Source organism: Serratia sp. JSRIV002 (assembly GCF_019968725.1).
Taxonomy (GTDB): domain Bacteria; phylum Pseudomonadota; class Gammaproteobacteria; order Enterobacterales; family Enterobacteriaceae; genus Chania; species Chania fonticola_B.
Genome location: NZ_CP074143.1, coordinates 1158888 through 1184438, shown reverse-complemented (window position 1 = coordinate 1184438; position 25551 = coordinate 1158888). Strand labels below are relative to the sequence as shown.

At 53.5% G+C, this 25551-nt stretch carries 26 protein-coding genes and 4 tRNA genes; 10 read left to right on the top strand and 20 right to left on the bottom strand.

Annotated elements, in window-relative coordinates; genetic code table 11:
• From KGP26_RS05380 to KGP26_RS05355, 6 genes are all read left to right on the top strand, one after another.
• Positions 1 to 1347, top strand: coding sequence for an anaerobic C4-dicarboxylate transporter (locus tag KGP26_RS05380; protein ID WP_021182193.1), 1347 nt, complete (start codon positions 1 to 3; stop codon positions 1345 to 1347).
• A gap of 203 nt (positions 1348 to 1550) precedes the next feature.
• Positions 1551 to 2315, top strand: a complete 765-nt coding sequence (locus KGP26_RS05375; protein WP_021808133.1) for a YdiY family protein — start codon at positions 1551 to 1553, stop codon at positions 2313 to 2315.
• Between the two features lie 279 nt (positions 2316 to 2594).
• A complete protein-coding gene (locus KGP26_RS05370) occupies positions 2595 to 2813 on the top strand; it encodes an HP1 family phage holin (protein WP_021808134.1) in 219 nt (72 codons plus the stop codon).
• Entirely contained in the window at positions 2797 to 3351 is a 555-nt protein-coding gene (locus KGP26_RS05365) for a lysozyme (RefSeq protein WP_115160223.1), read from the top strand. Before KGP26_RS05370 ends, KGP26_RS05365 begins: the two co-directional genes overlap by 17 nt.
• Before the next feature lie 56 nt (positions 3352 to 3407).
• Positions 3408 to 3626: a DNA-binding transcriptional regulator gene (locus KGP26_RS05360; RefSeq protein WP_021182189.1), complete on the top strand. Its 219-nt coding sequence runs from the start codon at positions 3408 to 3410 to the stop codon at positions 3624 to 3626.
• 119 nt (positions 3627 to 3745) lie between these two features.
• Positions 3746 to 4393, top strand: a complete 648-nt coding sequence (locus KGP26_RS05355) for a helix-turn-helix domain-containing protein (RefSeq protein WP_223665122.1) — start codon at positions 3746 to 3748, stop codon at positions 4391 to 4393.
• On the opposite strand, the gene KGP26_RS05350 is transcribed toward KGP26_RS05355, so the two are convergent.
• The 6 genes from KGP26_RS05350 to ffh all read right to left on the bottom strand — a co-directional run bounded on the left by KGP26_RS05350 (position 4390) and on the right by ffh (position 8585).
• Entirely contained in the window at positions 4390 to 4770 is a 381-nt protein-coding gene (locus KGP26_RS05350; protein WP_021182186.1) for a VOC family protein, read from the bottom strand. The genes KGP26_RS05355 and KGP26_RS05350 overlap by 4 nt on opposite strands.
• Positions 4771 to 4963: 193 nt before the next feature.
• The gene (gene rplS, locus KGP26_RS05345) at positions 4964 to 5320 is read right to left on the bottom strand and encodes a 50S ribosomal protein L19 (protein ID WP_004712521.1); all 357 of its coding nucleotides are present in this window, start codon (positions 5318 to 5320) and stop codon (positions 4964 to 4966) included.
• 77 nt (positions 5321 to 5397) lie between these two features.
• On the bottom strand, positions 5398 to 6141 hold the full coding sequence (gene trmD, locus KGP26_RS05340; protein ID WP_021182185.1) for a tRNA (guanosine(37)-N1)-methyltransferase TrmD: 744 nt from the start codon (positions 6139 to 6141) through the stop codon (positions 5398 to 5400).
• A gap of 52 nt (positions 6142 to 6193) precedes the next feature.
• On the bottom strand, positions 6194 to 6742 hold the full coding sequence (rimM, locus tag KGP26_RS05335; RefSeq protein WP_021182184.1) for a ribosome maturation factor RimM: 549 nt from the start codon (positions 6740 to 6742) through the stop codon (positions 6194 to 6196).
• Between the two features lie 18 nt (positions 6743 to 6760).
• Positions 6761 to 7009 carry a 30S ribosomal protein S16 gene (gene rpsP, locus KGP26_RS05330; RefSeq protein ID WP_004932501.1) on the bottom strand — a complete coding sequence of 83 codons (249 nt, stop codon included), beginning with the start codon at positions 7007 to 7009 and terminating at the stop codon, positions 6761 to 6763.
• Between the two features lie 214 nt (positions 7010 to 7223).
• Complete coding sequence (gene ffh / locus KGP26_RS05325) at positions 7224 to 8585, bottom strand: signal recognition particle protein (protein WP_223665121.1); 1362 nt, start codon at positions 8583 to 8585, stop codon at positions 7224 to 7226.
• 166 nt (positions 8586 to 8751) lie between these two features.
• On the opposite strand from ffh, the gene KGP26_RS05320 reads away from it, so the two are divergent.
• On the top strand, positions 8752 to 9546 hold the full coding sequence (locus KGP26_RS05320) for an inner membrane protein YpjD (RefSeq protein WP_024530732.1): 795 nt from the start codon (positions 8752 to 8754) through the stop codon (positions 9544 to 9546).
• A 64-nt stretch (positions 9547 to 9610) separates the two neighbouring features.
• The gene (locus KGP26_RS05315; RefSeq protein WP_021808138.1) at positions 9611 to 10900 is read left to right on the top strand and encodes an HlyC/CorC family transporter; all 1290 of its coding nucleotides are present in this window, start codon (positions 9611 to 9613) and stop codon (positions 10898 to 10900) included.
• 52 nt (positions 10901 to 10952) lie between these two features.
• Here KGP26_RS05315 and KGP26_RS05310 read toward each other — a convergent pair whose 3' ends face one another.
• A complete protein-coding gene (locus KGP26_RS05310; RefSeq protein WP_223664561.1) occupies positions 10953 to 12044 on the bottom strand; it encodes an IS4 family transposase in 1092 nt (363 codons plus the stop codon).
• A gap of 459 nt (positions 12045 to 12503) precedes the next feature.
• On the opposite strand from KGP26_RS05310, the gene KGP26_RS05305 reads away from it, so the two are divergent.
• Positions 12504 to 13658 carry an IS481 family transposase gene (locus KGP26_RS05305; RefSeq protein ID WP_371824934.1) on the top strand — a complete coding sequence of 385 codons (1155 nt, stop codon included), beginning with the start codon at positions 12504 to 12506 and terminating at the stop codon, positions 13656 to 13658.
• Between the two features lie 75 nt (positions 13659 to 13733).
• Here KGP26_RS05305 and luxS read toward each other — a convergent pair whose 3' ends face one another.
• The 13 genes from luxS to pncC all read right to left on the bottom strand — a co-directional run bounded on the left by luxS (position 13734) and on the right by pncC (position 23731).
• A complete protein-coding gene (gene luxS, locus KGP26_RS05300; RefSeq protein WP_021182180.1) occupies positions 13734 to 14249 on the bottom strand; it encodes an S-ribosylhomocysteine lyase in 516 nt (171 codons plus the stop codon).
• A 164-nt stretch (positions 14250 to 14413) separates the two neighbouring features.
• A complete protein-coding gene (gene gshA, locus KGP26_RS05295; RefSeq protein ID WP_059199887.1) occupies positions 14414 to 15976 on the bottom strand; it encodes a glutamate--cysteine ligase in 1563 nt (520 codons plus the stop codon).
• 81 nt (positions 15977 to 16057) lie between these two features.
• Positions 16058 to 16486: a YqaA family protein gene (locus KGP26_RS05290; RefSeq protein ID WP_039996317.1), complete on the bottom strand. Its 429-nt coding sequence runs from the start codon at positions 16484 to 16486 to the stop codon at positions 16058 to 16060.
• Positions 16483 to 17049, bottom strand: coding sequence for a fructose-1-phosphate/6-phosphogluconate phosphatase (gene yqaB / locus KGP26_RS05285; protein WP_024485178.1), 567 nt, complete (start codon positions 17047 to 17049; stop codon positions 16483 to 16485). The genes KGP26_RS05290 and yqaB overlap by 4 nt, the downstream gene beginning before the upstream one ends.
• Positions 17050 to 17364: 315 nt before the next feature.
• A tRNA-Arg gene (locus KGP26_RS05280) sits at positions 17365 to 17441 on the bottom strand.
• A 52-nt stretch (positions 17442 to 17493) separates the two neighbouring features.
• Positions 17494 to 17570: transfer RNA gene (locus KGP26_RS05275), tRNA-Arg, on the bottom strand.
• Positions 17571 to 17770: 200 nt separating this feature from the next.
• A tRNA-Arg gene (locus KGP26_RS05270) sits at positions 17771 to 17847 on the bottom strand.
• Positions 17848 to 17850: 3 nt separating this feature from the next.
• Positions 17851 to 17943, bottom strand: a tRNA-Ser gene (locus tag KGP26_RS05265).
• A 331-nt stretch (positions 17944 to 18274) separates the two neighbouring features.
• Entirely contained in the window at positions 18275 to 18460 is a 186-nt protein-coding gene (gene csrA, locus KGP26_RS05260) for a carbon storage regulator CsrA (RefSeq protein ID WP_004091602.1), read from the bottom strand.
• Positions 18461 to 18714: 254 nt separating this feature from the next.
• On the bottom strand, positions 18715 to 21342 hold the full coding sequence (gene alaS / locus KGP26_RS05255) for an alanine--tRNA ligase (RefSeq protein ID WP_071682370.1): 2628 nt from the start codon (positions 21340 to 21342) through the stop codon (positions 18715 to 18717).
• Positions 21343 to 21473: 131 nt separating this feature from the next.
• Positions 21474 to 22007 carry a recombination regulator RecX gene (recX, locus tag KGP26_RS05250; protein ID WP_024485176.1) on the bottom strand — a complete coding sequence of 178 codons (534 nt, stop codon included), beginning with the start codon at positions 22005 to 22007 and terminating at the stop codon, positions 21474 to 21476.
• Between the two features lie 58 nt (positions 22008 to 22065).
• Positions 22066 to 23130, bottom strand: coding sequence for a recombinase RecA (recA, locus tag KGP26_RS05245; protein ID WP_065686951.1), 1065 nt, complete (start codon positions 23128 to 23130; stop codon positions 22066 to 22068).
• Between the two features lie 112 nt (positions 23131 to 23242).
• Positions 23243 to 23731, bottom strand: a complete 489-nt coding sequence (gene pncC / locus KGP26_RS05240; RefSeq protein WP_223665120.1) for a nicotinamide-nucleotide amidase — start codon at positions 23729 to 23731, stop codon at positions 23243 to 23245.
• Between the two features lie 203 nt (positions 23732 to 23934).
• Here pncC and KGP26_RS05235 point away from each other — a divergent pair, with 203 nt between their 5' ends.
• Positions 23935 to 25326, top strand: a complete 1392-nt coding sequence (locus KGP26_RS05235) for an MFS transporter (protein ID WP_209524145.1) — start codon at positions 23935 to 23937, stop codon at positions 25324 to 25326.
• The last annotated feature ends 225 nt before the right edge of the window (positions 25327 to 25551 follow it).

Genomic DNA, 25551 nt, shown 5'->3' with positions numbered 1-25551 from the left:
ATGATCACATTGCAATTCGCAATTATTATTATCTGCCTATTAGTCGGCACCCGATTTGGCGGTATGGGGCTAGGCTTAATAAGTGGTATTGGCTTATTTCTGCTGTGCTTTATTTTCGGTTTGGAACCAGGAAAACCTCCTGTAGATGTCATGCTCACCATTTTGGCGGTGATCGGCTGTGCCTCGGTGTTACAAACCGCTGGCGGCCTGAATGTCATGATGCAATATGCCGAGCGACTACTGCGCCGCCACCCACAACACATCACCTTACTCGCCCCTTTTACCACCTGGACGCTGACCTTTCTGTGCGGTACCGGCCACGTGGTCTACACCATGTTCCCGATCATTTCTGATATCGCCATCAAAAAAGGGATCCGCCCAGAACGCCCTATGGCCGTCGCCTCTGTTGCCTCACAGATGGCTATCACCGCATCCCCGGTTTCCGTGGCCGTAGTATCACTGGTTTCGATCATTGCCGCCGGTCATGGGATCGGTAAAGCCTACTCGCTGCTGGAGATCCTGGCCGTTTCTATCCCGGCTTCGCTGGTCGGCGTATTGATGGCAGCATTGTGGAGCCTGCGCCGCGGCAAAGATCTGGATAAGGATGCGGATTTCCAGGCCAGGATCCAGGATCCGGAGCAGCGTGCCTATATTTACGGCGGCACCGAAACCCTGCTCAATCAAACATTTCCCAAGCAGGCTTACTGGTCAACGCTGATCTTCTTCGGCGCTATCGCTATCGTGGTTATGCTCGGCGCCTTTGCCGATCTGCGTCCTTCCTTTGCCGATGCCAAAGGCGTATTAAAACCACTGTCGATGAACCTGGTGATCCAGATGATGATGCTGATCGCCGGTGCCGTGATCCTGATGGGCTGTAAAGTCAAACCTAGCGATATCGCCAACGGTGCCGTATTCAAAGCGGGTATGGTCGCCATCTTCTCGGTATTCGGTGTGGCATGGATGAGTGACACCTTCTTCCAGGCACATATGGGGGAGTTAAAAGTGGTGCTGGAAGACGTGGTGAAAAGCCAGCCCTGGACTTACGCCATCGTCTTGTTCCTGGTATCCAAACTGGTTAACAGCCAGGCCGCTGCTCTGGCCGCCGTTGCTCCAATGGCCTTGCAGCTAGGCGTCGAGCCTAAAATGTTGCTGGCCTTCTTCCCGGCGGCCTATGGCTACTTCGTGTTGCCTACCTACCCAAGCGATCTGGCCTGCATCGGCTTTGACCGCTCTGGTACCACTCGCATCGGTAAATTTATCATCAACCACAGCTTCATTATCCCTGGCCTGATCGGCGTGCTGTGCTCCTGCATCACCGGTTATCTGCTGGTGATGACCTTCCTTTAATCACGTTTCTGCCGGCAACGGACGCTCCCCGTTGCCGCAGCTAACACCGCCGCAAAAAGCCAACGGTATCACTAGACGAAAAGTGCATAAGCCCCCTGTTTAAACTAAAAACATAAGCTAACCAGGCCTATTTTTGTCCCCTCGGCGAATCGATATAATGTGACCGCTATCACTTATAATCACACTTAACTACTGGATCCAAAATGCTCTCTTTACGCGCTCGTCGCGCCATTCCGCTGTTTTTTAGCTGCTTGACCGCCTTCACCAGTGTTTCCGTGTTCGCCGACAATACCCTCTTCACCGCGATGGACGATCCGGCCACCGCCAAAAAGCCGTTTGATGGTAACGTCCAGGCTGGCTATAACGCCCAGTCAGGCAACACACAGAACTCGACCCTGTTGGCCAACACCACCATGACCTGGTTTAACAGCGATACGGCTTACAGCCTGTGGGGCTCGGCGAACAACACCACCTCCTCCAACGTACGCTCCTCGGAGAAATACCAGGCCGGTGGCCGTACCCGTTATAATCTGTCGGCTCGTAATTATATGTTTGGCCAGGTTGGCTGGTTGAACGACCGTTACAACGGGTACGATTCACGCTCTACGCTAACCGGGGGTTACGGGCGCCAGATCTTTAGCGACCCACGCCAAGATCTGCGTGTCGAATTCGGGCCAGGCGTTCGCCATGATGAATACCACGGCGGTGGCCGCACCACCCGCGCCCTGGCCTATGGCGCAGCCAACTATTCCTACAGGCTGACAGACACGGCCCGCCTATCCGAAGGTCTATCCGCTTTGGCGAACGACGAAACCACCGTTAACTCCGAAACCGCGTTAAACGTCGCCATCAATAACGACTTTGCCCTACGGCTGGCCTACACGGTGGTCTACAACACCAAGCCACCTGCCTCGGCACCGAAAAATACCGATACCACGACGTCAGTAACGCTGGTGTACGGTTTGTAATCTCGTCTTACCGCTCCGCACAGTCCTCCTCTAAGCCCATAATTAATGGGCTTTTTTTATTCCCATTCCCATGTTGACCATTTTGCTAAAAATAGTCCTATCCCCGCTTGACGACTTTAGCATTTTGATTAATACTGTATACATATACAGTAATTATTGCTAAGGTAAAAACCATGATAAACCCGGCAAATGAGGCCAATATCGACCCGCTTATCGTGGCCGACAGTCGCGTTATCCTACAAAACAACCCGCTGCGACAGCAGATGTGGGGTTAATGGGATGGAGAGATTAACCTCATTCATTACCTACTCCGCGGCGCTATTTCTCGCCTGGCTTGGCAAGCTCTCACCGCAGGATGTGGCCTTTCTGATCGGCGCGGCCGTAGGAATCGGCACCTTCCTGGTTAATTGGTACTACAGACGCAAGAGTCTGGAGATCCTCAAAAGCATCGAACGCGATGCGGCAGCACGGAGACTTTTTGATGAACTCAATCGTTAAGCGTTGCAGCGCCCTGGCCATTCTGGCGATCGCCATGCTGCTGCCGCAGGCCAATCACATTAAAACCTCCGAACAAGGGCTATACCTGATTGCCGATTTTGAGGGGTGCCAGTTAACCCCGTATCAATGCGCAGCAGGGGTTTGGACGCAAGGTGTCGGCCATACGGCCGGCGTTATTCCAGGTAAGTCCATAACCCCAGTGCAAGCGGCGGAAAACCTGCTGGAAGATATCCGTCGGGTAGAGAGCCGCATGGCAGCCTGTCTGCCACAGCAGATGCCCCAGGCCACTTATGATGCCGTCATGGCGTTTGCCTTTAACGTTGGTACGGGAGCCGCATGTCGCTCTACCCTGGTTTATTTCCTTAACCATGGCCAATGGCAGCAGGCTTGCGATCAGTTACCGCGCTGGATTTATGTCAATGGCGTCAAAAACCGCGGGCTGGAACGCCGCCGGGCCGCCGAACGTGAGCTGTGCCTAAAAGGTCTCAGCACGCCGAACACCACCAGTTTCCCAGGGAAAGAACAGCTCGCTCAGTAACTTTTCGAGCATTGCTGACGAATAGTTTTTCACCGTTTTATCAAGAGGGGGTCTCTATGATGCATTGTCCACTGTGCGGTAGCGTGGCACACACTCGCTCCAGCCGCTATCTGAGCGAGTCGACCAAAGAACGCTATCATCAATGCCGTAACATTAACTGCAGTTGTACCTTTGCCACCCATGAATCCGTGGCCCGGGTCATCGTTTCACCCGGCGACATCATTCCTGCGCAGCCGCACCCGCAAGAAAGCAAACAACGCGCCGCTGCGATGTAATGAAAAAAGGGGTTACCATCTGGTAATCCCTTGGTTTCACCAGAATAACGATAATCCAACCAGAGGGAATAGATGGTAAGCTTTGGAAAACCGGGTCCTTGAGATGATAGGGAGATCAAATGCAACAGCTGGTCTTGGAACACTGGAGTTTTCATGCGCCAAAAACGACACGGCAAATTGTTGTTCCTGATGGCTGTCGGGATTTAATTTTTCTGACTGACGGGAATGGGCAGCAGGAGATGAAGATCTCTGAGATCGACACCTGTGCCTATAGCGTGGAAAGCGCCGCAGGTGACCAATATGATGGTTTCCGGTTTCGGCCAGATTGTGTTATCGATGAAGGCAAATTATTTCATTACCTCAACGCATCCCGATTAACACCGGAGCATCCAACATTAGTGTCTATCATTCACGATACCGTTCGTGTGGATACGCAGCTTGCCGAAACATTGCAGTCGTTACGGCTTGCCAACTCTCTGACTCAGGCAAGCCTGGAGTTGGGGATTAGCGTTCGTACTCTGGAACGACTGGTGAAGAATAAAACCGGCAAGAGCCCGTTATTCTGGCTTCGTCTATTACGGATGAGAAGAACTGCATCAATGCTAACTGCCTGCGATCGTGTGTCCCTAACAGAAATCGCACTAAACGGTGGTTATTGTGACCAGTCGCACATGAATAGGGAGTTCCAGCACTGGTTAGGGATCACGCCTGCCGCATTCTGTATTAATCCCCATTGGCAACAGGCGTTTGGCGAAGGCTACGATTAGGCCATTACGGAACAGATCTCGACGAGGTTATGCTCTGGATCTGCCACGTAGCATATCGTTTGCCCCCAGGGCATGTGCTGAATATCTTCAACCAGTACCGCACCGGCATCCAACGCGGTTTTCAGCGCTTTCGGCACATCGTCGGTAGTGAAGGCAATTTCAAACACCGGATGGTGATAATCACTTTTAGCGCTCTTTTTACCCTGCCCAGCCAGCAACTCTCTTGAGCAAAATGACAGTCGCGTGGCACCGGTAGCCAACTCTCCCCAGTCCCCGCTTTCATGCAAACAATGGATCTCAAAGCCAAAGGCTCGATGATAGAAATCCATCGTTTGTTGCACGTTATCAACATATAAAATCGTATAGGCAAATTGCATCGCAGGCGCTCCATTCAGTGATCAGTGGCGGTAGTTTTACAAATCCGCCTTCCCGCGTATTGGATAAATACGACAGACGAATTAACGAGTGTGGCCATCATCGTCAAACCGCAACGCCATTCCGGCGCACCATAAAAAAAGGGGATTACCATGACGGTAATCCCCTTATAACTATTAACTTTTGGATGCAGCGTTAGTTAACGCGGTTCAGACGCTCTTTGATACGAGCAGACTTACCAGTACGTTCACGCAGGTAGTACAGTTTGGCTTGACGAACGGCACCACGACGTTTAACAGTAATGCTGTCGATTACTGGAGAGTGAGTCTGGAATACACGCTCAACACCTTCGCCGTTGGAAATCTTACGAACAGTGAATGCAGAGTGCAGACCGCGGTTACGAATAGCGATAACCACGCCCTCGAATGCCTGCAGACGTTTTTTGCTACCTTCAACGACCCATACCTTCACTTCCACGGAATCACCCGGACGGAATGCAGGTACGTCTTGCTTCATCTGCTCTTGTTCAATTTGCTTAATAATGTTGCTCATAATATGTCTCTTACCCTAGGTAAACTGATATATCGGTCTCGTCGAGACAACGCTCAGACGTTCCCTTCATAGTCCTGTTACTTAGCTCGATGTTCCCGTTGGAACTCGGCCAGCAACACCTCTTGCTCGTCAGTCAGAGCTAGGCTTTCTAGAAGTTCAGGTCTTCTAAGCCAGGTACGGCCCAGCGACTGCTTTAAGCGCCAGCGACGTATCTCGGCATGGTTGCCCGACAGCAGAACTGGCGGAACCTCCATCCCTTCTAACACCTCCGGGCGGGTATAGTGCGGACAGTCCAGCAATCCCTCAGCGAAAGAATCTTCTTCTGCCGAAGCCTGATGGCCCAGAACACCCGGTATAAAGCGGGCGACCGAATCGATCAGGGTCATTGCCGGTAGTTCACCGCCACTGAGAACGTAATCGCCGATTGACCATTCTTCGTCAATTTCGGTTTGGATCACGCGCTCGTCTATCCCTTCGTAGCGGCCACACACCAGGATCATCTTCTGGTTAGCCGCCAGTTCGCGCACACCGGTTTGATCCAGCTTGCGCCCCTGAGGTGACAGATAAATCACCTTTGCTCCCTCGCCTGCCGCTGCTTTTGCTGCATGAATAGCTTCCCGCAAGGGTTGCACCATCATCAGCATTCCCGGGCCGCCGCCGTAAGGGCGATCGTCCACGGTACGATGCCGGTCGTAGGTGAAGTCACGCGGACTCCAACACTGCACGCTCAGCAGGCCATTTTTTACTGCCCGGCTAGTTACCCCGTAATCGGTGATTGCGCGAAACATCTCAGGAAACAGGCTTACGATACCAATGAACACCAGCCAATCCCCATTTTGTTATTCCACTTGCTTCGACCATGAAATCCGGAGGTCAAAAACCAGGATCCCACTCAGCCTCGATAATCTTGGCGGCGAGATCGACTTTCTTGATAACCTGCCCATGAAGAAACGGGACCAACCGCTCCTTCATACCGAATGCATCTTTCAGGTTTGCCCGCACGACCATAACGTCGTTAGAACCGGTTTCCATCATATCGATGACTTTACCCAGTTCGTATCCGGAAGTGGTGACTACCTGGCAGCCCATAAGGTCTTTCCAGTAGTAATCATCGCCTTCCAACGGAGGCAACTGCTCGGAATCTACGACAATTTCGCAATTGGTCAGTAAATTCGCGGCATCCCGATCGTCAATGCCTTTGACCTTGATGATCAGATCCTGACTGTGGCGTTTCCAGTCTTCCAACTCGACAAACTGCCACTGACCAGAGCGCTGGATTAACCAGGGCTGATAGTCAAATATGCTTTCGGCGTTCTCGGTGGATGAAAACACTCTGAGCCAACCACGGATGCCGTAAGTAGACCCCATCTTACCGAGTACAATCGGCTGCTTAGGTGCTACCGGTTTGAGTTGCTTGCTCATTGCCACCACCGCGACAGATTAAGCTGCTTTCTTAGCGTCTTTGATCAGCGCGTGAACGCGATCAGAAACGGTAGCACCCAGACCAACCCAGTGCTCAATGCGATCCAGGTCCAGACGCAGTGCTTCAGCCTGACCAGATGCGATTGGGTTGAAGAAACCTACACGCTCGATGAAACGACCATCACGAGCATTGCGGCTGTCGGTCACTACTACTTGATAGAACGGACGCTTTTTAGCGCCGCCACGTGCCAAACGAATTGTTACCATAACATCCTCTTTAGTTAATAAAACAGCCGGGCCCCATTGAGGGACGGGGCCCGGTTGCAATATAAAAAGCCCGAAAATTTTACTCATTTTGGCGCAAAAAGCAATCTAAAGCGTAGATTGCCGGTAATTCGTTTTTGCACCATCACGCTCTCGGACAGGTTTTACCGTGATCGGTAAATCGGCAAACCCGCCACAGCCTTGCTGCGGCGTGGTTTTAACGGCCTGGGAAGCCCGGCGGCATCATACCTTTCATGCCACGCATCATCTTCGCAATTCCGCCTTTTTTCATCTTTTTCATCATGCGCTGCATATCGTCGAATTGTTTTAACAACCGATTAACATCCTGCACCTGCATGCCTGAGCCCATCGCAATACGACGTTTGCGTGAACCCTTGATAATTTCCGGCTTGGCACGCTCTTTCAGCGTCATTGAGTTAATGATCGCCTCCATGCGTACCAGCACTTTGTCATCCATCTGCGATTTGACGTTGTCTGGCAGTTGGCCCGCGCCCGGCAGTTTGCTCAGCATGCTGGCCATACCGCCCATATTACGCATCTGCTTAAGCTGGTCGAGGAAGTCGGTCAGGTCGAAACCGTCGCCCTTCTTCAGCTTGCTAGCCAGTTTTTCCGCCTGTGCGCGGTCAACCTTGCTTTCGATATCTTCGATCAGCGACAGCACATCGCCCATGCCGAGAATACGTGAGGCCACGCGATCCGGATGGAATGGCTCCAGCGCGTCGGTTTTCTCGCCCACGCCGAGGAATTTGATCGGCTTGCCGGTAATGTGGCGAATAGACAACGCCGCACCGCCGCGCGCATCACCATCGACCTTGGTCAGCACTACGCCGGTCAACGGCAGCGCTTCGTTAAAGGCCTTGGCGGTGTTGGCCGCATCCTGGCCGGTCATGGCATCGACTACAAACAGGGTTTCCACCGGCTTGATCGCCGCATGTACCTGTTTGATTTCGTCCATCATCGCTTCATCTACGTGCAAGCGGCCCGCGGTATCGACGATGAGTACGTCGTAGAACTTCAGCTTGGCCTGTTGCAACGCACGGTTAACGATGTCGATCGGTTTTTCTTTAACGTCTGACGGGAAGAAGTCGATGCCGACGCCTTCCGCCAGGGTTTCCAACTGCCGGATCGCCGCAGGGCGATACACGTCGGCAGAAACCACCAAGACTTTTTTCTTCTGCTTTTCTTTGAGGAATTTGCCGAGCTTGGCCACGCTGGTGGTTTTACCCGCACCTTGCAGGCCGGCCATCAGCACCACCGCCGGTGGCTGCGCCGCCAGGTTCAGCTCGGTGTTCACTTCGCCCATCGCGGCAATCAGCTCGCTCTTGACGATTTTGACGAATTCCTGGCCCGGCGTCAGGCTTTTGTTAACTTCATGCCCAACCGCGCTCTCTTTTACACGGTTGATGAAGTCACGCACGACCGGCAGCGCAACGTCCGCTTCCAGCAATGCCATACGCACTTCACGCAGGGTTTCTTTAATGTTCTCTTCGGTCAGCCGCCCGCGGCCGCTGATATTGCGCAGGGTGCGCGACAATCGATCGGTTAAATTTTCAAACATCGTCTCATGCTCAACGTAAGAGTCAGGCCGCAGTGGCGACACAATTGCGGCGATTATAACACGTTGCTACAACGATCTCTGCCTCAGCGTTGGAGATTGGTTGGAGTAGGGGCCGCTCAACGTTATACTGGCATTCCAATTAACCATGCCGATGCTAAATAACGCTATGCCAGTATTCTCTCTTGTGGCTTTGATGGCCTACCTGCTCAGCCTTGGACTGATCATTCCCAGTTTGTTGCGGAAGAATAGCGCATACCGTCGGCTGGCACTGGTCTCGGCCGTAGTGGCGCTGGTCTGCCATGCCATTGCCCTCCAGCAGCGCATTTTTGACGTCAGCGCCGGGCAAAATCTCAGCCTGCTAAACATCGGTTCCATCGTTGGCCTGATTATCTGTTCGGTGATGACCTACGTCGCCTCCCGCGATCGCGGCTGGTTCCTGCTGCCGATCGTCTACAGCTTTGCCATGATCAACCTGGCGTTTGCCAGCTTTCTGCCTGGGGAGTTTATCACCCATCTGGAAGCCAGCCCGGAGCTGATGGTGCATATCGGCCTGGCGCTGTTCTCCTACTCCACCCTGATTATCGCCACGCTGTACGCCCTGCAACTCGCCTGGCTTGATTACCTGCTGAAACATAAAAAACTCAGTTTCAGTGCCGATATGCCGCCGCTGATGAGTATTGAGCGTAAGATGTTTCATATCACCCAAATCGGTGTGGTGCTGCTGACGCTGACGCTGTGTACCGGCCTACTGTATATGGACAACCTGTTTAGCAAAGAGAACGTGCACAAGGCCGTGCTGTCCATCATGGCGTGGTTTGTTTATATCGTGCTGCTGTGGGGCCATTATCACGAGGGCTGGCGTGGCCGCCGCGTGGTCTGGTTCAGCTTTGCCGGCTCTTTTCTGCTTACCATGGCCTACTTCGGGAGCCGCCTGCTCCAGGAACTGATGATGGTGCGCTAAGTCTGGCCTGGCGCTCCATCGCCCTGCTGAGGCACTCTTCTCCCCCAACATAAGGAATACCGCGTTGGAGCACGTTTCGACAGAGACCCTCATTTTCATTTTGGTGATTATGGTCGTGGTCTCCGCTTATTTTTCAGCATCCGAAACCGGCATGATGACGCTCAACCGCTATCGTCTGCGCCACCTGTCTAAGCAAGGCAACCGTGCCGCACGCCGGGTAGAGAAGCTGCTGCAAAAGCCTGACCGCCTGATTGGCCTGGTGCTGATTGGCAACAACCTGGTCAATATCCTGGCCTCTGCGCTGGGAACCATTGTCGGGATGCGCCTGTATGGCGATATTGGCGTGGCAATCGCCACCGGGGTGCTGACCTTTGTCGTACTGTTGTTCGCCGAAGTGTTACCCAAAACCTTTGCCGCTCTCTATCCTGAACGAATTGCCTTCCCTAGCAGCTTCCTGCTGGCCCCGCTGCAAAAAGTCATGCTCCCACTGGTATGGCTGCTCAATGGCATTACCACCCTGGTGCTGCGGATTTTCGGCATCCGCACCAACGTACGTATCAGCGGCGCATTGAGTAAAGAGGAGTTGCGCACCATTGTGAACGAGTCCCAGTCGAAGATTTCGCGCCGTAATCAGGACATGCTGATTTCTGTGCTGGATCTGGAGAAGGTGACGGTGGAAGACATCATGGTGCCGCGCAATGAGATCGTCGGGATTGATATCAACGACGACTGGAAATCGATCATGCGCCAGCTGACACATTCTCCACACGGCCGCATCGTGTTGTATCGCGATTCATTGGACGACTCCATCAGCATGCTGCGCGTACGCGAAGCCTACCGGCTGATGACCGAGAAAAAAGAGTTCAACAAAGAGAACCTGCTACGGGCAGCCGATGAGATCTACTACGTGCCAGAGGGCACACCACTCAATGTGCAACTGGTGAAATTCCAGCGCAACAAAGAGAAGGTCGGCATCGTGGTCGATGAGTATGGTGATATCCAGGGGCTGGTGACGGTTGAGGATATTCTCGAAGAAATCGTCGGCGACTTCACCACCTCAATGTCACCTACGCTGGCGGAGGAAGTGAATCCACAGAGCGATGGCTCGGTATTGATCGACGGCAGTGCCAACGTGCGTGAGCTGAACAAGGCCTTCAACTGGACGCTGCCAGCCACCGAGGCCAGAACCATCAACGGCATGCTGCTTGAAGAGCTGGAGGAGATCCCCAGCATCGGGACCAGGCTGCGTATCAGCCACTATGATATCGATATCCTTGACGTGCAGGATAATATGATCAAGCAGGTGCGCGTCACACCGATTAAATCCTTACAGGCCAGCGTACAGAACCACTAGTCCCCTCACCCTAACCCTCTCCCACAGGGCTGAGTGATCCCCAGTAATATGGTCAACATCCCATGACCATATTACTGTACTCCTTTCCTAATATTTTCAGCGCATTAACTATTTTTATCCTTCTCACTATTATGGGGCGGTCTCGTAATATCTCCCAGGCAAGCCTCAGATATGACAGGACTCTCCTGTCTTTCACCGTATTGGCCTGATAATGGCGATGGAGTTGTTTCTTTTCTGCCATATACCCCGTCAGCCACATCACCAGGCTCGCCATGGCCGCCACTACACTCAGCACCTCCAGGCGTCCTTTACCCTGACTCCGCCCATACCTCATCCCATACCCGAAGCGGTGACTCTTTTCATCGCGGAAGTTTTGCTCTATCTGCATCCGACGGCTATAGAGTGTCATTATCTGAGCGGGCTCCAGACCTTCCACGTTGCTGAACAGTAGCCACGGTTCCTGCGCGCTTTTTCTATGTTCTTTTTCTGTTTTTGACTCAGTCCCTTTTCCATGCCGCCCTGCCGATGGACGCTTTTGCAGATAAAGGCTGCCACCGCAAGGGAGTTTGGGTTTACGCGCAAGCACACCATTGCCGACTTTCCGGGGGCTGGCTTCTGCCTGAAGTTCACTGACTTTCATCCAGTGTTTGCTTCCTTCAGGACGGAAGCAGATAACACCTTTGACCCTGCCCGTAAAAAACCAACCCAGTTGGCTTATATGCCTGAACCAGTCAGTTCTGAAGCCTGCATCCGTGATTATCGTGACGGACTTTCCAGCGGGAATGGCCGCGTGCAGGCGGTCAAGGAAGGCGCACTGTACCTGACTGTTTTGTGCCAGTTTGGCAGGCACGACTTCGCTCATCAGCGGCAGTGAACGGCCATTACAGATCAAGCTGGCTCGCAACAAGTGCCAGTTTTTGTCGTGCCATCCAGTCCAGTCGACAGCAATAACGCAGAACGGCATCAATGATGTGATAGCACCGGTAAGCAGTTGCTGGATGCGAGGCAGGTCGCGATGAAGAGCGGTATTACCGAGGGTTCGATCGGCTCGCTTGATTTTATTTTTGACGTGGGCCTTACCTGGAAGCATGCGGCCGATGCTGGTTAGCGTCAGGTCAGCGCCGTTGCAGAGTGCAGCGGCCATATCTGTAAGTCCCTTAATACGAAAGGAATGGATACCACGTAAAGACGCGGAGAAAAATTTCTGGCAAACTGTTTGTAAAGGCACGATGAGGTCTCTTCTGTTTTGTTAGCGCAACCAGTAGATCACACTTCATCGTGCCTTTCATTTTTTTCTGGGGATACCTCAGCCCACAGGGAGAGGGAACCGATCGAGTTAGGCTGAAAGTAGGGTGATTCTCCATAAGCACCGAAGGTTGAAGGGGCGAGCGGTTAGGTTGAAAGAGTTGTGATTGTTCATGAACACCGGCTGACTGACCTTACTCATCCTGGTTAAAGAGACGTTGCTTGATCACCTCTTTACTTCCAAAAGAGCAGGGACTATCAGCTCCCTCTCCCTGTGGGAGTGTACAGACCGGGGACATCATGAACACTTGTTCGGGGACATGGTAGACACTTACAACATAGGTATGAGTACTTCTGAGTGGAGTTGCTTATGCCGTGGGATGAGAGATCTGCCATGTCATTACGTACCGAGTTTGTGCTTTTCGCCTCGCAAGAAGGCGCTAATATCCGTGCGCTATGCCGTCAGTTCGGCATAGCGCCTGCTACCGCATACAAGTGGTTACATCGCTGGCACTCTGATGGGCGCGCCGGTCTGAACGAACGTTCTCGAGCGCCACACCATTCCCCCAGCAGAACCTCTGACACCGTTGTCCAACATCTCCGCGCTGCACACCTGGCCCATCCGATGTGGGGCGCACGCAAGCTCAAGCGGTGGCTCGAGATGCAGGGGCATACGTTACCGGCCGCCAGCACCGTGCATAACCTCATGCGCCACCATGACCTGCTACCGGGCGGTCCGTCACCAGCGCCCACCGTCGGACGCTTTGAACATGACGCCCCGAACCGACTCTGGCAGATGGACTTTAAAGGCCACTTCCCCTTCGCCGAAGGGCGTTGTCATCCGCTGACCTTGCTGGATGACCATTCGCGCTTCTCGCTCTGTCTGGCGCACTGCCCGGACGAGCGACGTGTCACCGTGCAGTCACAGTTGATAGCGGTGTTCGAACGTTATGGCTTGCCGGAGAGAATGACCATGGATAATGGTGCCCCCTGGGGCGACACGACGGGCAGTTGGACCGCGCTGGAACTGTGGCTGATGCGTCAGGGTATCCGGGTGGGTCACTCTCGGCCTTATCATCCTCAGACTCAGGGTAAGCTGGAGCGCTTCCACCGCAGCCTGAAGGCAGAGCTCCTGCAGGGACGGTGGTTTACCCATGCCGCGCAGTTGCAGGAGGTGTTCGACGCCTGGCGAGATACCTACAACCTGGAACGCCCACACGAAGCCCTGTCAATGGCGGTGCCAGCGTCCCGTTATCAGCCTTCATCGCGACAGTACAATGGCAATCCGGCGGCAGCCGAGTATGACGAGGGGGTCCTGGTCAGGAAAGTGGATGTCAGTGGAAAACTGAGCCTGAAAGGGATGGGTCTGAAAGTGGGCAAGGCCTTTATCGGTGAATATGTCGGGCTGAAGGAAAGTGAGAGAGAGGGCTACTACGAGGTATGGTGGTACAGCACGAAAGTGGGGATGATCGACCTGAGAAATAGGTCGATCATCATGGGTAAAGGATGTTAAAAAGTGTTCACCATGTCCTTGAACACCTGTCTACCATGTCCCCGGTCTGTACAGGGAGAGGGTTGGGGTGAGGGCCTAGATGTGCAGCTCTTGCAGCTTATCTTTCGGCAGCGCCAGCTCTTCGTTATGGTTCACTACCACACCGTGCTCAAGAATATGCTTGGCAATTTCCTGCGCCTCTTCCAGCGAGTGCATATGGTAGGTACCGCATTGGAACTCATTGAGTTCAGGGATCTTGCGCTGGTCAGTCACCTTCAGCACATCGGCCATAGCGGCTTGCCAGGCATCGGCCACGCGCTGCTCTTCTGGTACGCCAATCAGGCTCATATAAAAGCCGGTACGGCAGCCCATTGGTGAGATATCGATGATCTCCACGCCGTTACCGTTCAGATGGTCGCGCATGAAGCCAGCGAACAGATGTTCCAAGGTATGGATCCCACGCTCTGGCATCACTTCCAGATTCGGGCGACAGAAGCGCAGATCGAATACGGTGATGGTATCTCCATGAGGAGTTTGCATGGTTTTAGCAACGCGGACAGCCGGAGCCGCCATGCGAGTATGATCTACGGTAAAGCTATCCAGCAGTGGCATGTCATCACCTCTTGGTAAAATGAAATTATTTCGAAACTTTTTTCGTACCGATGAAACCTTTTACAACCCTGCGGGTCTTAATCTATGAAAGACGCGCATTTGTTATCATCATCACTGTTTTCAGAGATGTGTATTTGGCCACAGTGATGTGGCCTTTTTCTTTTTCAGCCCCCGCCGTTTTCCTTCAGGAACTGTTCAAAGCTTAGCGTATCACTGGCTTCTATGTCGCGCTGGCGCTGCCACGAGGCTTGCTGCTCCTGAGCGAGTTGCTCTTCGGTCAGCAGCTCCAACGGTTCCTCTATCAGCATTTTGCGATATTTTTCCGCCAGTTCAAGGCCAACGTTACCGGTGCCCTGCGCTTTCATTTTCTTGAGGATACGGGCCGAGAAGGTCAGCTCCGGATCGTCAAACGCCGCCACCAGTTGTTCACACACCTGCTGATATTGCCGATCGCCCGCTTCGCTATCCAACACCTCAGCCACGCGCTTCAGATCGTCAAACAGCGCCTTACCAACCTTATCCAACGGTTCACGGGTATCGTTACAGCCGATGCCAATGGTCTGGCCTGGCTTACGCCCTTCCAGGATCACCCGGTTCCAGTTTTTACGCGTGCACAGCAACTCATCGCTGCTCATTTCTGGCGCATCCGCCAATACGCACCACACCAGGAACAGATCCAGGAAACGCGCCTGCACCGCATCCACACCGATTGGCGAGAATGGGTTGATGTCCAGCGAGCGCACCTCGATATATTCGATACCGCCGCGTAACAGCGCATCTGACGGTGTCTCACCGCTGTGGGTGACACGTTTTGGTCGGATCGGGGCATAGAGTTCGTTTTCGATCTGCAACACGTTGCTGTTCAGTTGCAGATAGCGATCGCCCTCTTTCACTCCCAGCTTGGCATAGTCTTCTGAAGGCGTCGCAATAGCGCGTTTCAGACCTTGCACATAGGTTTGCAGATCGTTAAAGGTAATGCCCAGATTGCTCTGCGACTTATTGGTATAGCCCAGATCGCTCAGGCGCAGCGAAGTGGCATAAGGCAAATAGCACATGCCCCGTTCATTGCGCTCAAACGGCAAATCGGTTTCCCGGCCTTTGAGGAACGAGGAACAGATGGCGGGCGATGCCCCGAACAGATACGGGATCACCCAACCAAATCGGTAGTAATTGCGGATCAGGCGGAAATATCCCGCAGAGATCTGCTCTTTACCACTCTCTTCATCCTCAACACCGGCCCACGCCTGCCAAAACTCCAGCGGCAGGGAGAAGTTGTAGTGCACACCGGAAATGGTTTGCATCAACGCGCCGTAGCGGTTCTTCAACCCTTCCCGGTACAGCGTTTTCATCCGGCCAACGTTGGAGGTGCCAAACTGCGCCAGCTCGATATCCTGCTCGGCGTTGATAAAGCACGGCATGCTCAGCGGCCACATGCGCTCATCACCCAGATTGCGCGCCACGTGGCGATGGATATCGCGCAGGAACGTCAGCAAGTGATCGAGATCATCATCAACCGGTGTAATAAATTCTAACAGCGCCTCGGCAAAGTCCGTAGTGATCCAATGGTGCGTTAATGCCGCCCCCAGTTGTTCTGGATGACCCGTGCTGGCAAGCGTGCCATCTGCGGTTACCCGCAGTGTTTCACGCTCAATACCGCGCCGGATCCCTTTTAATGCATGAGGGTGGGCTTCCAACCAAGAAAGCGCCTGTGATACGTCCGGGATCAAATTGACCTCCCGCTTCTAAAAACGATAGCTGTAAGCATACTGAATCCGCTCCCTAGAGAATATTGAGTTATATTCACTTGGTTAATGCCACCAGGCGATACCCTGCAGCGTGATCATCGTCAAGATGATGTAACGCAACGCTTTTCCGATACACAGAAACAGCGTGACAAAGCCCCATGGCATGCGCAACCAGCCTGCCAACACGCACAATAAATCGCCCACAACCGGCACCCAACTGAGCAACAGCGCAGCCGGGCCAAAGCGTTGTAACCAACCAAGAGCCGTTTCCAGCCCGCGTTGTGGTTTCAACGCCGGTAACAGGCGCCCGATAATGACGTTGGTCAACCCACCCAGGGTATTTCCCAACGTTGCAGCCAGCACCAGTAAACCTGGTGAAGCGCTGCTGTTGGTCAACAACGCAACCAACACGATCTCTGAATTGCCAGGCAACAGCGTCGCACTAAGGAAGCTGCTGCCAAACAGCGACATGACCGCCAGCGTACTACTCACAACGTGCGAACGTCCACCACGGCCATATTGGCGCTTCTGGCGGCCTGAATGCCGAAATCGGCATCCTCAAACACCACGCAGTGCTCCGGAGGAACGCCGATCAACTCCGCACAGCGCAGGAAAGTATCCGGTTCCGGCTTGTGGCGTTGAACATCATCAGCCCCGACGATGGCATCAAAGCAGTCGAACAGCCCTAAATGACGCAGCAACATCTCCGCCATCCGGTGCTCACTGCCCGTCCCTACCGCCATGGGACGACGGCCATGATAAGACTTCACCACCTCAATCAGCGGTAACGGACGCACCGTGTCTAATAGCATGCTTTCTACCGCGCGGGTTTTCTCGGCGGCCAGTTGATGAGGATCGAGATCGGCCTGATGTGCGGCAATCACCGCCTGAGCAATACGCCAGGTAGGTGAGCCGTTCAACCCTGTCATGGCGGCCGCATCAAACTTCATTCCGTAACGTGCCAACACCTCGTGCCATGCCTTGAGGTGCGTTGGCTCGGTGTCCAGAATGGTACCGTCCATGTCGAAGATCAGACCCTGATAGCGATCGTACATCGTGACTCCATGACCATTGAGCAAAGAAAGCTACTTTAGCGTAAAGCCGAAAGGTTGTCGCTGCCAGAGCATGACGGAAAATGCGGTGTAGATAAGAGGTTGCGTAAGACAGAAAACAGAAGGTGGGAACTTAGAAATGAAAAGTAAAAAACCCGCCGAAGCGGGTTTCTCTAAGAAGATGGTGCATCCAGGAGGATTATTCAGCGCAAGCGCTTCACCCGTTGGGCCGTTGCAGTGCAACGTTATCCTCCCTAGTGCTACCTTCCATATTATATCTATCTACGAGTTAGCGTTCGCGATAGGTACATTATAATATGGTGCATCCAGGAGGATTCGAACCTCCGACCGCTCGGTTCGTAGCCGAGTACTCTATCCAGCTGAGCTATGGATGCAATCTAATTTTTTTAGCGAATATGTTTCGTTCCGTGAAACGTCACTGAAGAATGGTGCATCCAGGAGGATTCGAACCTCCGACCGCTCGGTTCGTAGCCGAGTACTCTATCCAGCTGAGCTATGGATGCACAGGAATTCTTTTTTGATACCGTATGGTATGTCGTTACTACCCCACCATACTGCAAAATATGGTGCATCCAGGAGGATTACTCAGCGTAACCGCTTCGCCCGCAGGGCCGTTGCTAAAGCAACGTTATCCCCCTTTGTGCTACCTTTCAGCTCGCATTCATCTGTGAGCTAAATACTCTCAGACAAACACTTAGTAATATGGTGCATCCAGGAGGATTCGAACCTCCGACCGCTCGGTTCGTAGCCGAGTACTCTATCCAGCTGAGCTATGGATGCAAATGGCGGTGAGGCGGGGATTCGAACCCCGGATGCAGCTTTTGACCGCATACTCCCTTAGCAGGGGAGCGCCTTCAGCCTCTCGGCCACCTCACCAGTACGCTTCTTGCGAATCGTGCCTAACTTGCTTTAGAGAAGCTCATCGGCACTGCGTGGCGCACATATTACTTTCGTGGGTTTATAAGTCAAACAATTTTTCCCAACTCTCGCGCGTTTGCACAAATCACAGGCAACATGAGTGATTTCGCGGCAAAAAGAGTGCTTTATCAACAAGAAAATGCCGTGCTACCGCGGATAGGAGTTTGATCGCAGGAGAAAGTTATTGGCAAAAAATGGGGGGAGATAACAGTTAGTGTGAAAAGAAGGGGGAAAGCGGGTCAAGAAAAGCAAGAAGCGTCTCGTTGTAGAACGAGACGCTACTTAGAAATCAGTAAGTCGTCTGTTGAGACTTCTCGGCCTGGATGCGCTGGTAGATTTCTTCGCGGTGAACAGACACCTCTTTGGGGGCATTCACACCAATACGAACTTGGTTGCCTTTAACCCCTAGCACTGTGACCGTAACCTCATCGCCAATCATGAGGGTTTCACCAACTCGACGAGTCAGAATTAACATTCTTTGCTCCTTGAAAGATTAAAAGAGTCGGGTCTCTCAGTTTCCCCGCCATTATCCATTATATGCAGTGAAAACGTAAGTCAAGAACCCACAATAAATGTAAGCAGACTTGGTGTCACTCCAGATTAAGAATAAGTTTAGCCGACCTGGAAAACTTTGTTCCCGCAATTGTCACTACATTGTGTTAGCACAGTCTAAAAACGCCATAAGCCACAGTGGCTTACGGCGTCAGTAACGCGCCTATTTATTTATATTCACAGTTTCGCGGCCACCCAGGCCTCTACGCTGTTTAATGCCGCAGGCAAGGCGTTGGCATCACTGCCCCCAGCCATTGCCATATCAGGGCGTCCACCGCCCTTGCCGCCAACCTGCTGTGCGATGTTGCCGATCAGCTCGCCGGCCTTAACCCGGTCGGTCAGATCTTTGGTAACCCCCGCAATCAGGCTGACTTTGCCTTCTTCCACCGTGGCCAACACGATGATCGCAGAACCCAGCTGATTTTTAAGATCGTCAACCATGGTACGCATGATCTTCGGCTCAACGTTATCCAACTGGCTGACCAGCAGCTTCACACCATTGACCAGCTTGGCTTGACTCGACAGCGAAGCACTTTCCTGCGCAGCTTGCTGATCTTTCAGCTGTTGCAGCTCTTTTTCCAGCGCACGAGTGCGATCGAGCACCGCACGCACTTTATCACTCAGGTTATTGCTGTCACCCTTCACCAGGTGAGCAACATCCTGTAACAAGTCACTCTGTTGATGCAAGGTCGCTATCGCCCCTTCACCCGTCACAGCTTCAATACGACGGATACCAGCTGCGGTACCAGACTCACTCTGGATGCGGAACAGGCCGATGTCACCGGTACGGTTGGCATGCGTACCGCCACACAGTTCGGTAGAGAAATCGCCCATCGTCAGCACACGCACGTGGTCATCGTACTTCTCGCCAAACAGTGCCATCGCGCCCTTCTCTTTGGCATCATCCAGCGCCATCACTTCGGTCTGCACCGACAGGTTACGACGGATCTGCTGGTTAACCAAATCTTCTACCGCGCGGATTTGTTCTGGCTTCATCGCTTCGGAGTGCGAGAAGTCAAAACGCAGGTACTTGTCGTTAACTAACGAGCCTTTTTGCGCGACGTGCTCACCCAGGATCTGGCGCAATGCCGCATGCAACAGGTGAGTGGCGGAGTGGTTCAGGCGGATACGGTTACGGCGTTCGCTGTCGATCACCGCATCAACGCGGTCATTCAACTTCAGCGAGCCGCTAGCCAACTTGCCCAGGTGACCGATAGCCTGGCCATATTTCTGCGCATCGCTCACCACGAACTCGATGCCGGCCGCTTTAAGCACGCCTTTATCGCCGACCTGGCCACCCGATTCGCCATAGAATGGCGTTTCGTCCAGCACCACAACGGCCTCTTCACCCGCATGGATCTCATCCACCGGCTGACCATCACGGAACAAAGCGGTCACTTTCGCCTGTTGCTCTTCGCGATCGTAACCATTGAACTGGCTTGCGCCGTCAACACGGATCAGGCTGTTGTAGTCCGCGCCAAAACCGCTGGACTCACGCGCACGGCGGCGTTGAGCCTCCATGGCCTGCTCAAAACCTTGTTCATCAACCTTAAGACCACGCTCACGGCAGACGTCGGCGGTCAGATCCACCGGGAAACCGTAGGTATCATACAAACGGAATGCCGTTTCGCCATCCAGGGTATCGCCCTGCAGCTTGGCCAGTTCGTCATCCAGCAGCGCCAAACCGCGCTCCAGCGTACGGGCAAACTGTTCTTCTTCTGATTTCAGTACCTGCTCAACCTGTGCCTGCTGACGCTTCAGTTCGTCGGCAGCCGGGCCCATCACTTCGATCAACGGAGCAACCAGCTTGTAGAAGAAGGTATCCTTCGCACCCAACATATTGCCATGACGGATCGCGCGGCGAATGATACGGCGCAGCACGTAGCCACGGTTTTCATTCGACGGGATCACGCCATCGGCGATCAGGAAGGCACAAGAACGGATATGGTCCGCAATCACGCGCAACGACTTGTTACCCATATCGGTTGCGCCGGTCAGTTTGGCGACGGCGGCAATCAGGGTGGTGAACAGATCGATTTCGTAGTTGGAATTGACATGTTGCAGCACCGCAGCGATACGCTCGAGGCCCATGCCGGTATCCACCGAAGGCTTCGGCAGCGGCAGCATGGTGCCATCCGACTGACGGTTGAACTGCATGAACACGATGTTCCAGATCTCGATATAGCGATCGCCATCTTCTTCCGGGCTACCCGGAGGGCCACCCCAGATATGGTCGCCGTGATCGAAGAAGATCTCGGTGCACGGACCGCATGGGCCGGTGTCGCCCATCTGCCAGAAGTTATCGGAAGCAAAGGCCGCGCCTTTGTTATCGCCGATGCGGATGATGCGTTCCGCAGGCACGCCAATCTGCTTCTGCCAGATGTCGAAGGCTTCGTCATCGGTCTCATAGACAGTAACCCACAACTTTTCTTTCGGCAGGTTGAACCAGTTTTCACCGGTCAGTAGTTCCCACGCGTAGCTGATGGCATCGTGCTTGAAATAGTCACCGAAGCTGAAGTTGCCTAACATTTCAAAGAAAGTATGGTGACGGGCGGTATAGCCGACGTTTTCCAGATCGTTGTGCTTGCCACCGGCACGCACGCAACGCTGTGAAGTGGTGGCACGCGAGTAGGCGCGCTTGTCCAGCCCCAGGAAAACGTCTTTAAATTGGTTCATGCCGGCATTGGTAAACAGCAATGTCGGATCATTGTTAGGTACCAGGGAGCTGCTTGCTACAACCTGGTGGCCTTTACTATGAAAGAAATCGAGAAACGCTTGACGGATCTCAGCGGTGCTCTTGCTCATAATTTTCCCGGAAAGACTAGAATAACGATGCGTGAACGAGGCTCGACATCCTGACGATATCCTCTGGTTCACGAACTAAATGTGGGGATAAGATAAATTTTCTTCGGGGGGAAGTAAAACGCCGTGTGCATTCATTGCGCAAAATCACGATAAATCGACTGAATTTCCTCCTGGAAGAAGCCGCGATAGAGCAGATAGCGCAACACCTTGGCTTTCTCTTTCCATTCTACCGGTAACGGATCGCCAAATTTGCGCAGCGCGATCTCCCTGGCTTGCTCACACCAGTCGATTTCGCATTCCGCCAGGGCGTCCTGCACTATTTCTTTATCTACGCCCTTTTGCATCAGTTCTGAGCGAATGCGTTGCGCGCCATATCCCTTGCGGCTGCGGCTGGCAATAAAGCTATTGGCGAAACGCCGATCGTCCAGCCAGTTATGCTGGTAGCAATAGCTAATCACCTGTTCAATGATTGCAGGATCGACGGGTTCTTCGGGGGGTTCTGTAGGGGATTTGCTACCGAATCTGGCGTTAGCCATAAATGGCGGCGCCGCAAGTTTGCGGCGCAGTTCGGCTTCACTATGATCGCGTTGGGACAATAGCCGCATCGCACGGCTAATCAACGTATTTTGCTGATTACCAGCAGATTGGGAACCTACATCATTCATATCTGCAAGCCTTGGTGATCGGTATACGCCCTAAGGGGCGTATACCCACCGGCAAAGATTAAAACTCTTCGCTGGTTTCTGCTTCGTTGTCATCGGCCTTCTCGGCACTGGCAGCAGCTGGCTCACCATTGCTGTGCAGCAACAGGTCGCGCAGTTTTTTATCCAGTTCCGCAGCAATGGCCGGGTTTTCTTTCAGGAAGTTACAGGCATTGGACTTACCCTGACCGATCTTCTCACCGTTGTAGCTGTACCAGGCACCGGCCTTCTCGATCATCTTGTGTTTCACGCCCAGATCGACCAGTTCGCCACGGCTGTTGATCCCTTCACCATACAGGATCTGGAACTCTGCCTGTTTGAACGGTGCAGCGATTTTGTTCTTCACCACTTTCACGCGGGTTTCGCTGCCGATCACTTCATCACCTTCTTTGATCGCACCGATACGGCGGATATCCAGACGGACAGAAGCGTAGAACTTCAGGGCGTTACCCCCGGTGGTGGTTTCCGGGTTACCGAACATCACGCCAATTTTCATACGGATTTGGTTGATGAAGATCAGCAAGGTGTTGGCGTTCTTCAGGTTACCGGCCAACTTACGCATGGCCTGGCTCATCATACGTGCCGCCAGCCCCATATGGGAGTCACCGATTTCGCCTTCGATTTCCGCTTTCGGCGTCAATGCCGCTACGGAGTCAACGATGATGACGTCAACCGCACCAGAGCGGGTCAACGCATCACAGATTTCCAGCGCCTGCTCACCGGTATCCGGCTGAGAACACAGCAGGTTGTCGATATCCACGCCCAGTTTCTTGGCGTAGATAGGATCCAGCGCATGCTCGGCATCGATAAACGCACAGGTTTTACCTTCGCGCTGTGCAGCGGCAATAACTTGCAGAGTCAGGGTGGTTTTACCGGAGGATTCCGGGCCATAAATCTCGACGATACGGCCCATTGGCAAGCCGCCTGCGCCCAGTGCGATATCGAGTGACAGCGAGCCGGTGGAGATCGTTTCTACGTCCATGGAGCGGTCTTCACCCAGACGCATGATGGAGCCTTTGCCGAACTGTTTCTCAATCTGGCCCAGTGCTGCAGCTAACGCCTTTTGCTTGTTCTCATCAATAGCCATTTTTGCTCCTTCGTTGCGCAATGTCAGTGTGACTCACATTGCCGCTGAATGTATGTTGTGCAGGAAATTGCTGCTAATTATACTGTATGGTCATACAGTATCAAGCCTAATTTTACAAAAATTCATCAAGCGCCGTTTGCAGCGCAAAAAGGGTTGCCTGCAGGCGCACCGCATCGCGATCGCCGGTAAATTGCATTTTGCGCGCCAGCACCCGGCCGGAACGTTCGGCAAAACCAAACCAGACGGTACCCACCGGTTTTTCCACACTGCCACCGTCTGGGCCGGCAATGCCGCTGACCGAGAGCGCAAGATCGGCTTTGGCCGCGTGCATCGCGCCCCGCGCCATCTCGCGCACCACTTCCTCACTGACCGCGCCATGAGCCTGCAAGGTCGCTTCCGCCACCCCTAGCAGTTCGTGCTTTGCCGCGTTGCTATAAGTGACAAAGCCGCGATCGAAATAGGCCGAGCTGCCGGCGATATCGGTAATTGCCTTGGCAATACCGCCGCCCGTACAGGACTCTGCACAGCTGATCCAACGCCCATTGGCCTTTAGCCTTTGTCCGACGGCAATACTGAGCTCACGCAACCGCTTCTCACTCATGGACTCTCCTTTGAATCAATCAAGGTATATGCGCCTGATGGTAGCATTTATCAAGCCTCTACGGCATTTTACCGGCCGAAATGCCATGCGCTTCGCAGTGCTGCGGTTTTAAGCCGTTGTACTAACTGCTAGTATCGGGGATACGTCCAGCTTGTTGCGGCAAACCCGTTTGCCTCAATCTTCGACTAAAACAGGAAGGCCGAGTGAAAAAAACGTTAGGTGTATTCTTTCCGCTGTATACCACCACCCTGCTGATGCTGCTGGGTTCAGGGTTACTGACCACCTACATTTCCCTGCGGTTAACCTCCATCAACGTCAGTGGCGCCCTGATCGGGGCCATTATCGCCGCCAACTACATCGGCCTGGTGATCGGCGGCAAGGTCGGCCACTTTCTGATTGCCCGCGTAGGGCATATCCGCGCCTATGTCTCCTGCGCCGGGATCATTACCGCTGCGGTGCTGGGCCACGGCCTGACGGAATACATCCCGGTTTGGGTGGTGCTGCGGCTGATTATCGGCCTGTGTATGATGTGCCAGTACATGGTGCTGGAGAGCTGGCTGAACGATCAGTCCGAATCCAATCAGCGCGGCATGGTATTCGGCTTTTATATGGCGGCCTCCTACCTTGGCATGTCGCTGGGGCAGATTGTGCTTATGCTACAAGCCAACCTTGGCATCAGCACGCTGCTGCTCATCGCGCTGTGTTTTTCCCTCTGCCTGGTGCCGATCGCCCTGACAACCCGTACCAATGCCCGGCATATGTCGCCCGCCCCGATGGAGCTGCGCTATTTTGTGCATGCCATTCCTAAAGTGTTGGCCACCACGCTGGTGATCGGCATGGTGGTAGGCTCCTTCTACGGGCTGGCACCGGTATATGCCAGCCAGCAGGCATTGACCACTCAGCAAACCGGTCTGTTTATGGCCATAGCTATCTTTGCCGGGCTGGTGGCGCAGTTTCCGCTGAGCTGGCTGTCAGACCGTTACAACCGCACGCTGCTGATGCGGGTTAATGCACTACTGCTGGTGATTGCCGCCTTACCGCTGGCCCTGTTGCCCCATATCGATTTCCCGGTGTTACTGATCGTCGGCTTCATAGTCAGCATGTTGCAGTTCACCCTATATCCGCTGGCGGTAGCGCTGGCCAACGACATGATTGAGCCAGAGCGCCGCGTCTCCCTGGCTGCCTGTCTGCTCATGGCATTTGGCGTGGGGGCCAGCATCGGGCCGCTGGCCGTCGGTGCGCTGATCCAGCCTTTGGGTGGGAATATCCTGTACGTGTTTTTCGCACTGTGTGGCCTGTTGATTATGGCCTTCAGCAGAACGGTCAAACAGGATGAGTCGCAGTTTGTACAAGATGCGCCAGTGCCCCATATCGCCATGCCAGACAGCCTCTCCAGCTCCCCACTTTCCCCGGCATTAAACCCGACGTTCGATGAGCAGACCATTCAAGATACGATGCCAGCGCCGGAGGCCGCTCCCGACCCGCTAGCAGAAACTCCGTTGGCGGAACTGCTGCCTGAAGAAGAGCCCGCCCATCCCCAAGGTGCAGATCCCGAAGAAGACACCGGGCTGAAAAAAGCCTACACCATGCTATAGGTCAGCCAGGCGTGGTCCGCCACGCCTCCTCACCCCAGAATATGAAGATTTTCTTATGACGCATAGAGAAATCAGTAGCATAACTAATAAATAAAAAGCATTAGCCTCACACTTTCAAAAAACATCTCTTTATTAGCCCGCAAAGACACGCCAATAAAACCCGTAAAAACCGTTAACTTTGTAATGTAATTATCTTATTTATTCCACCCGGTAGCACCAGTTATA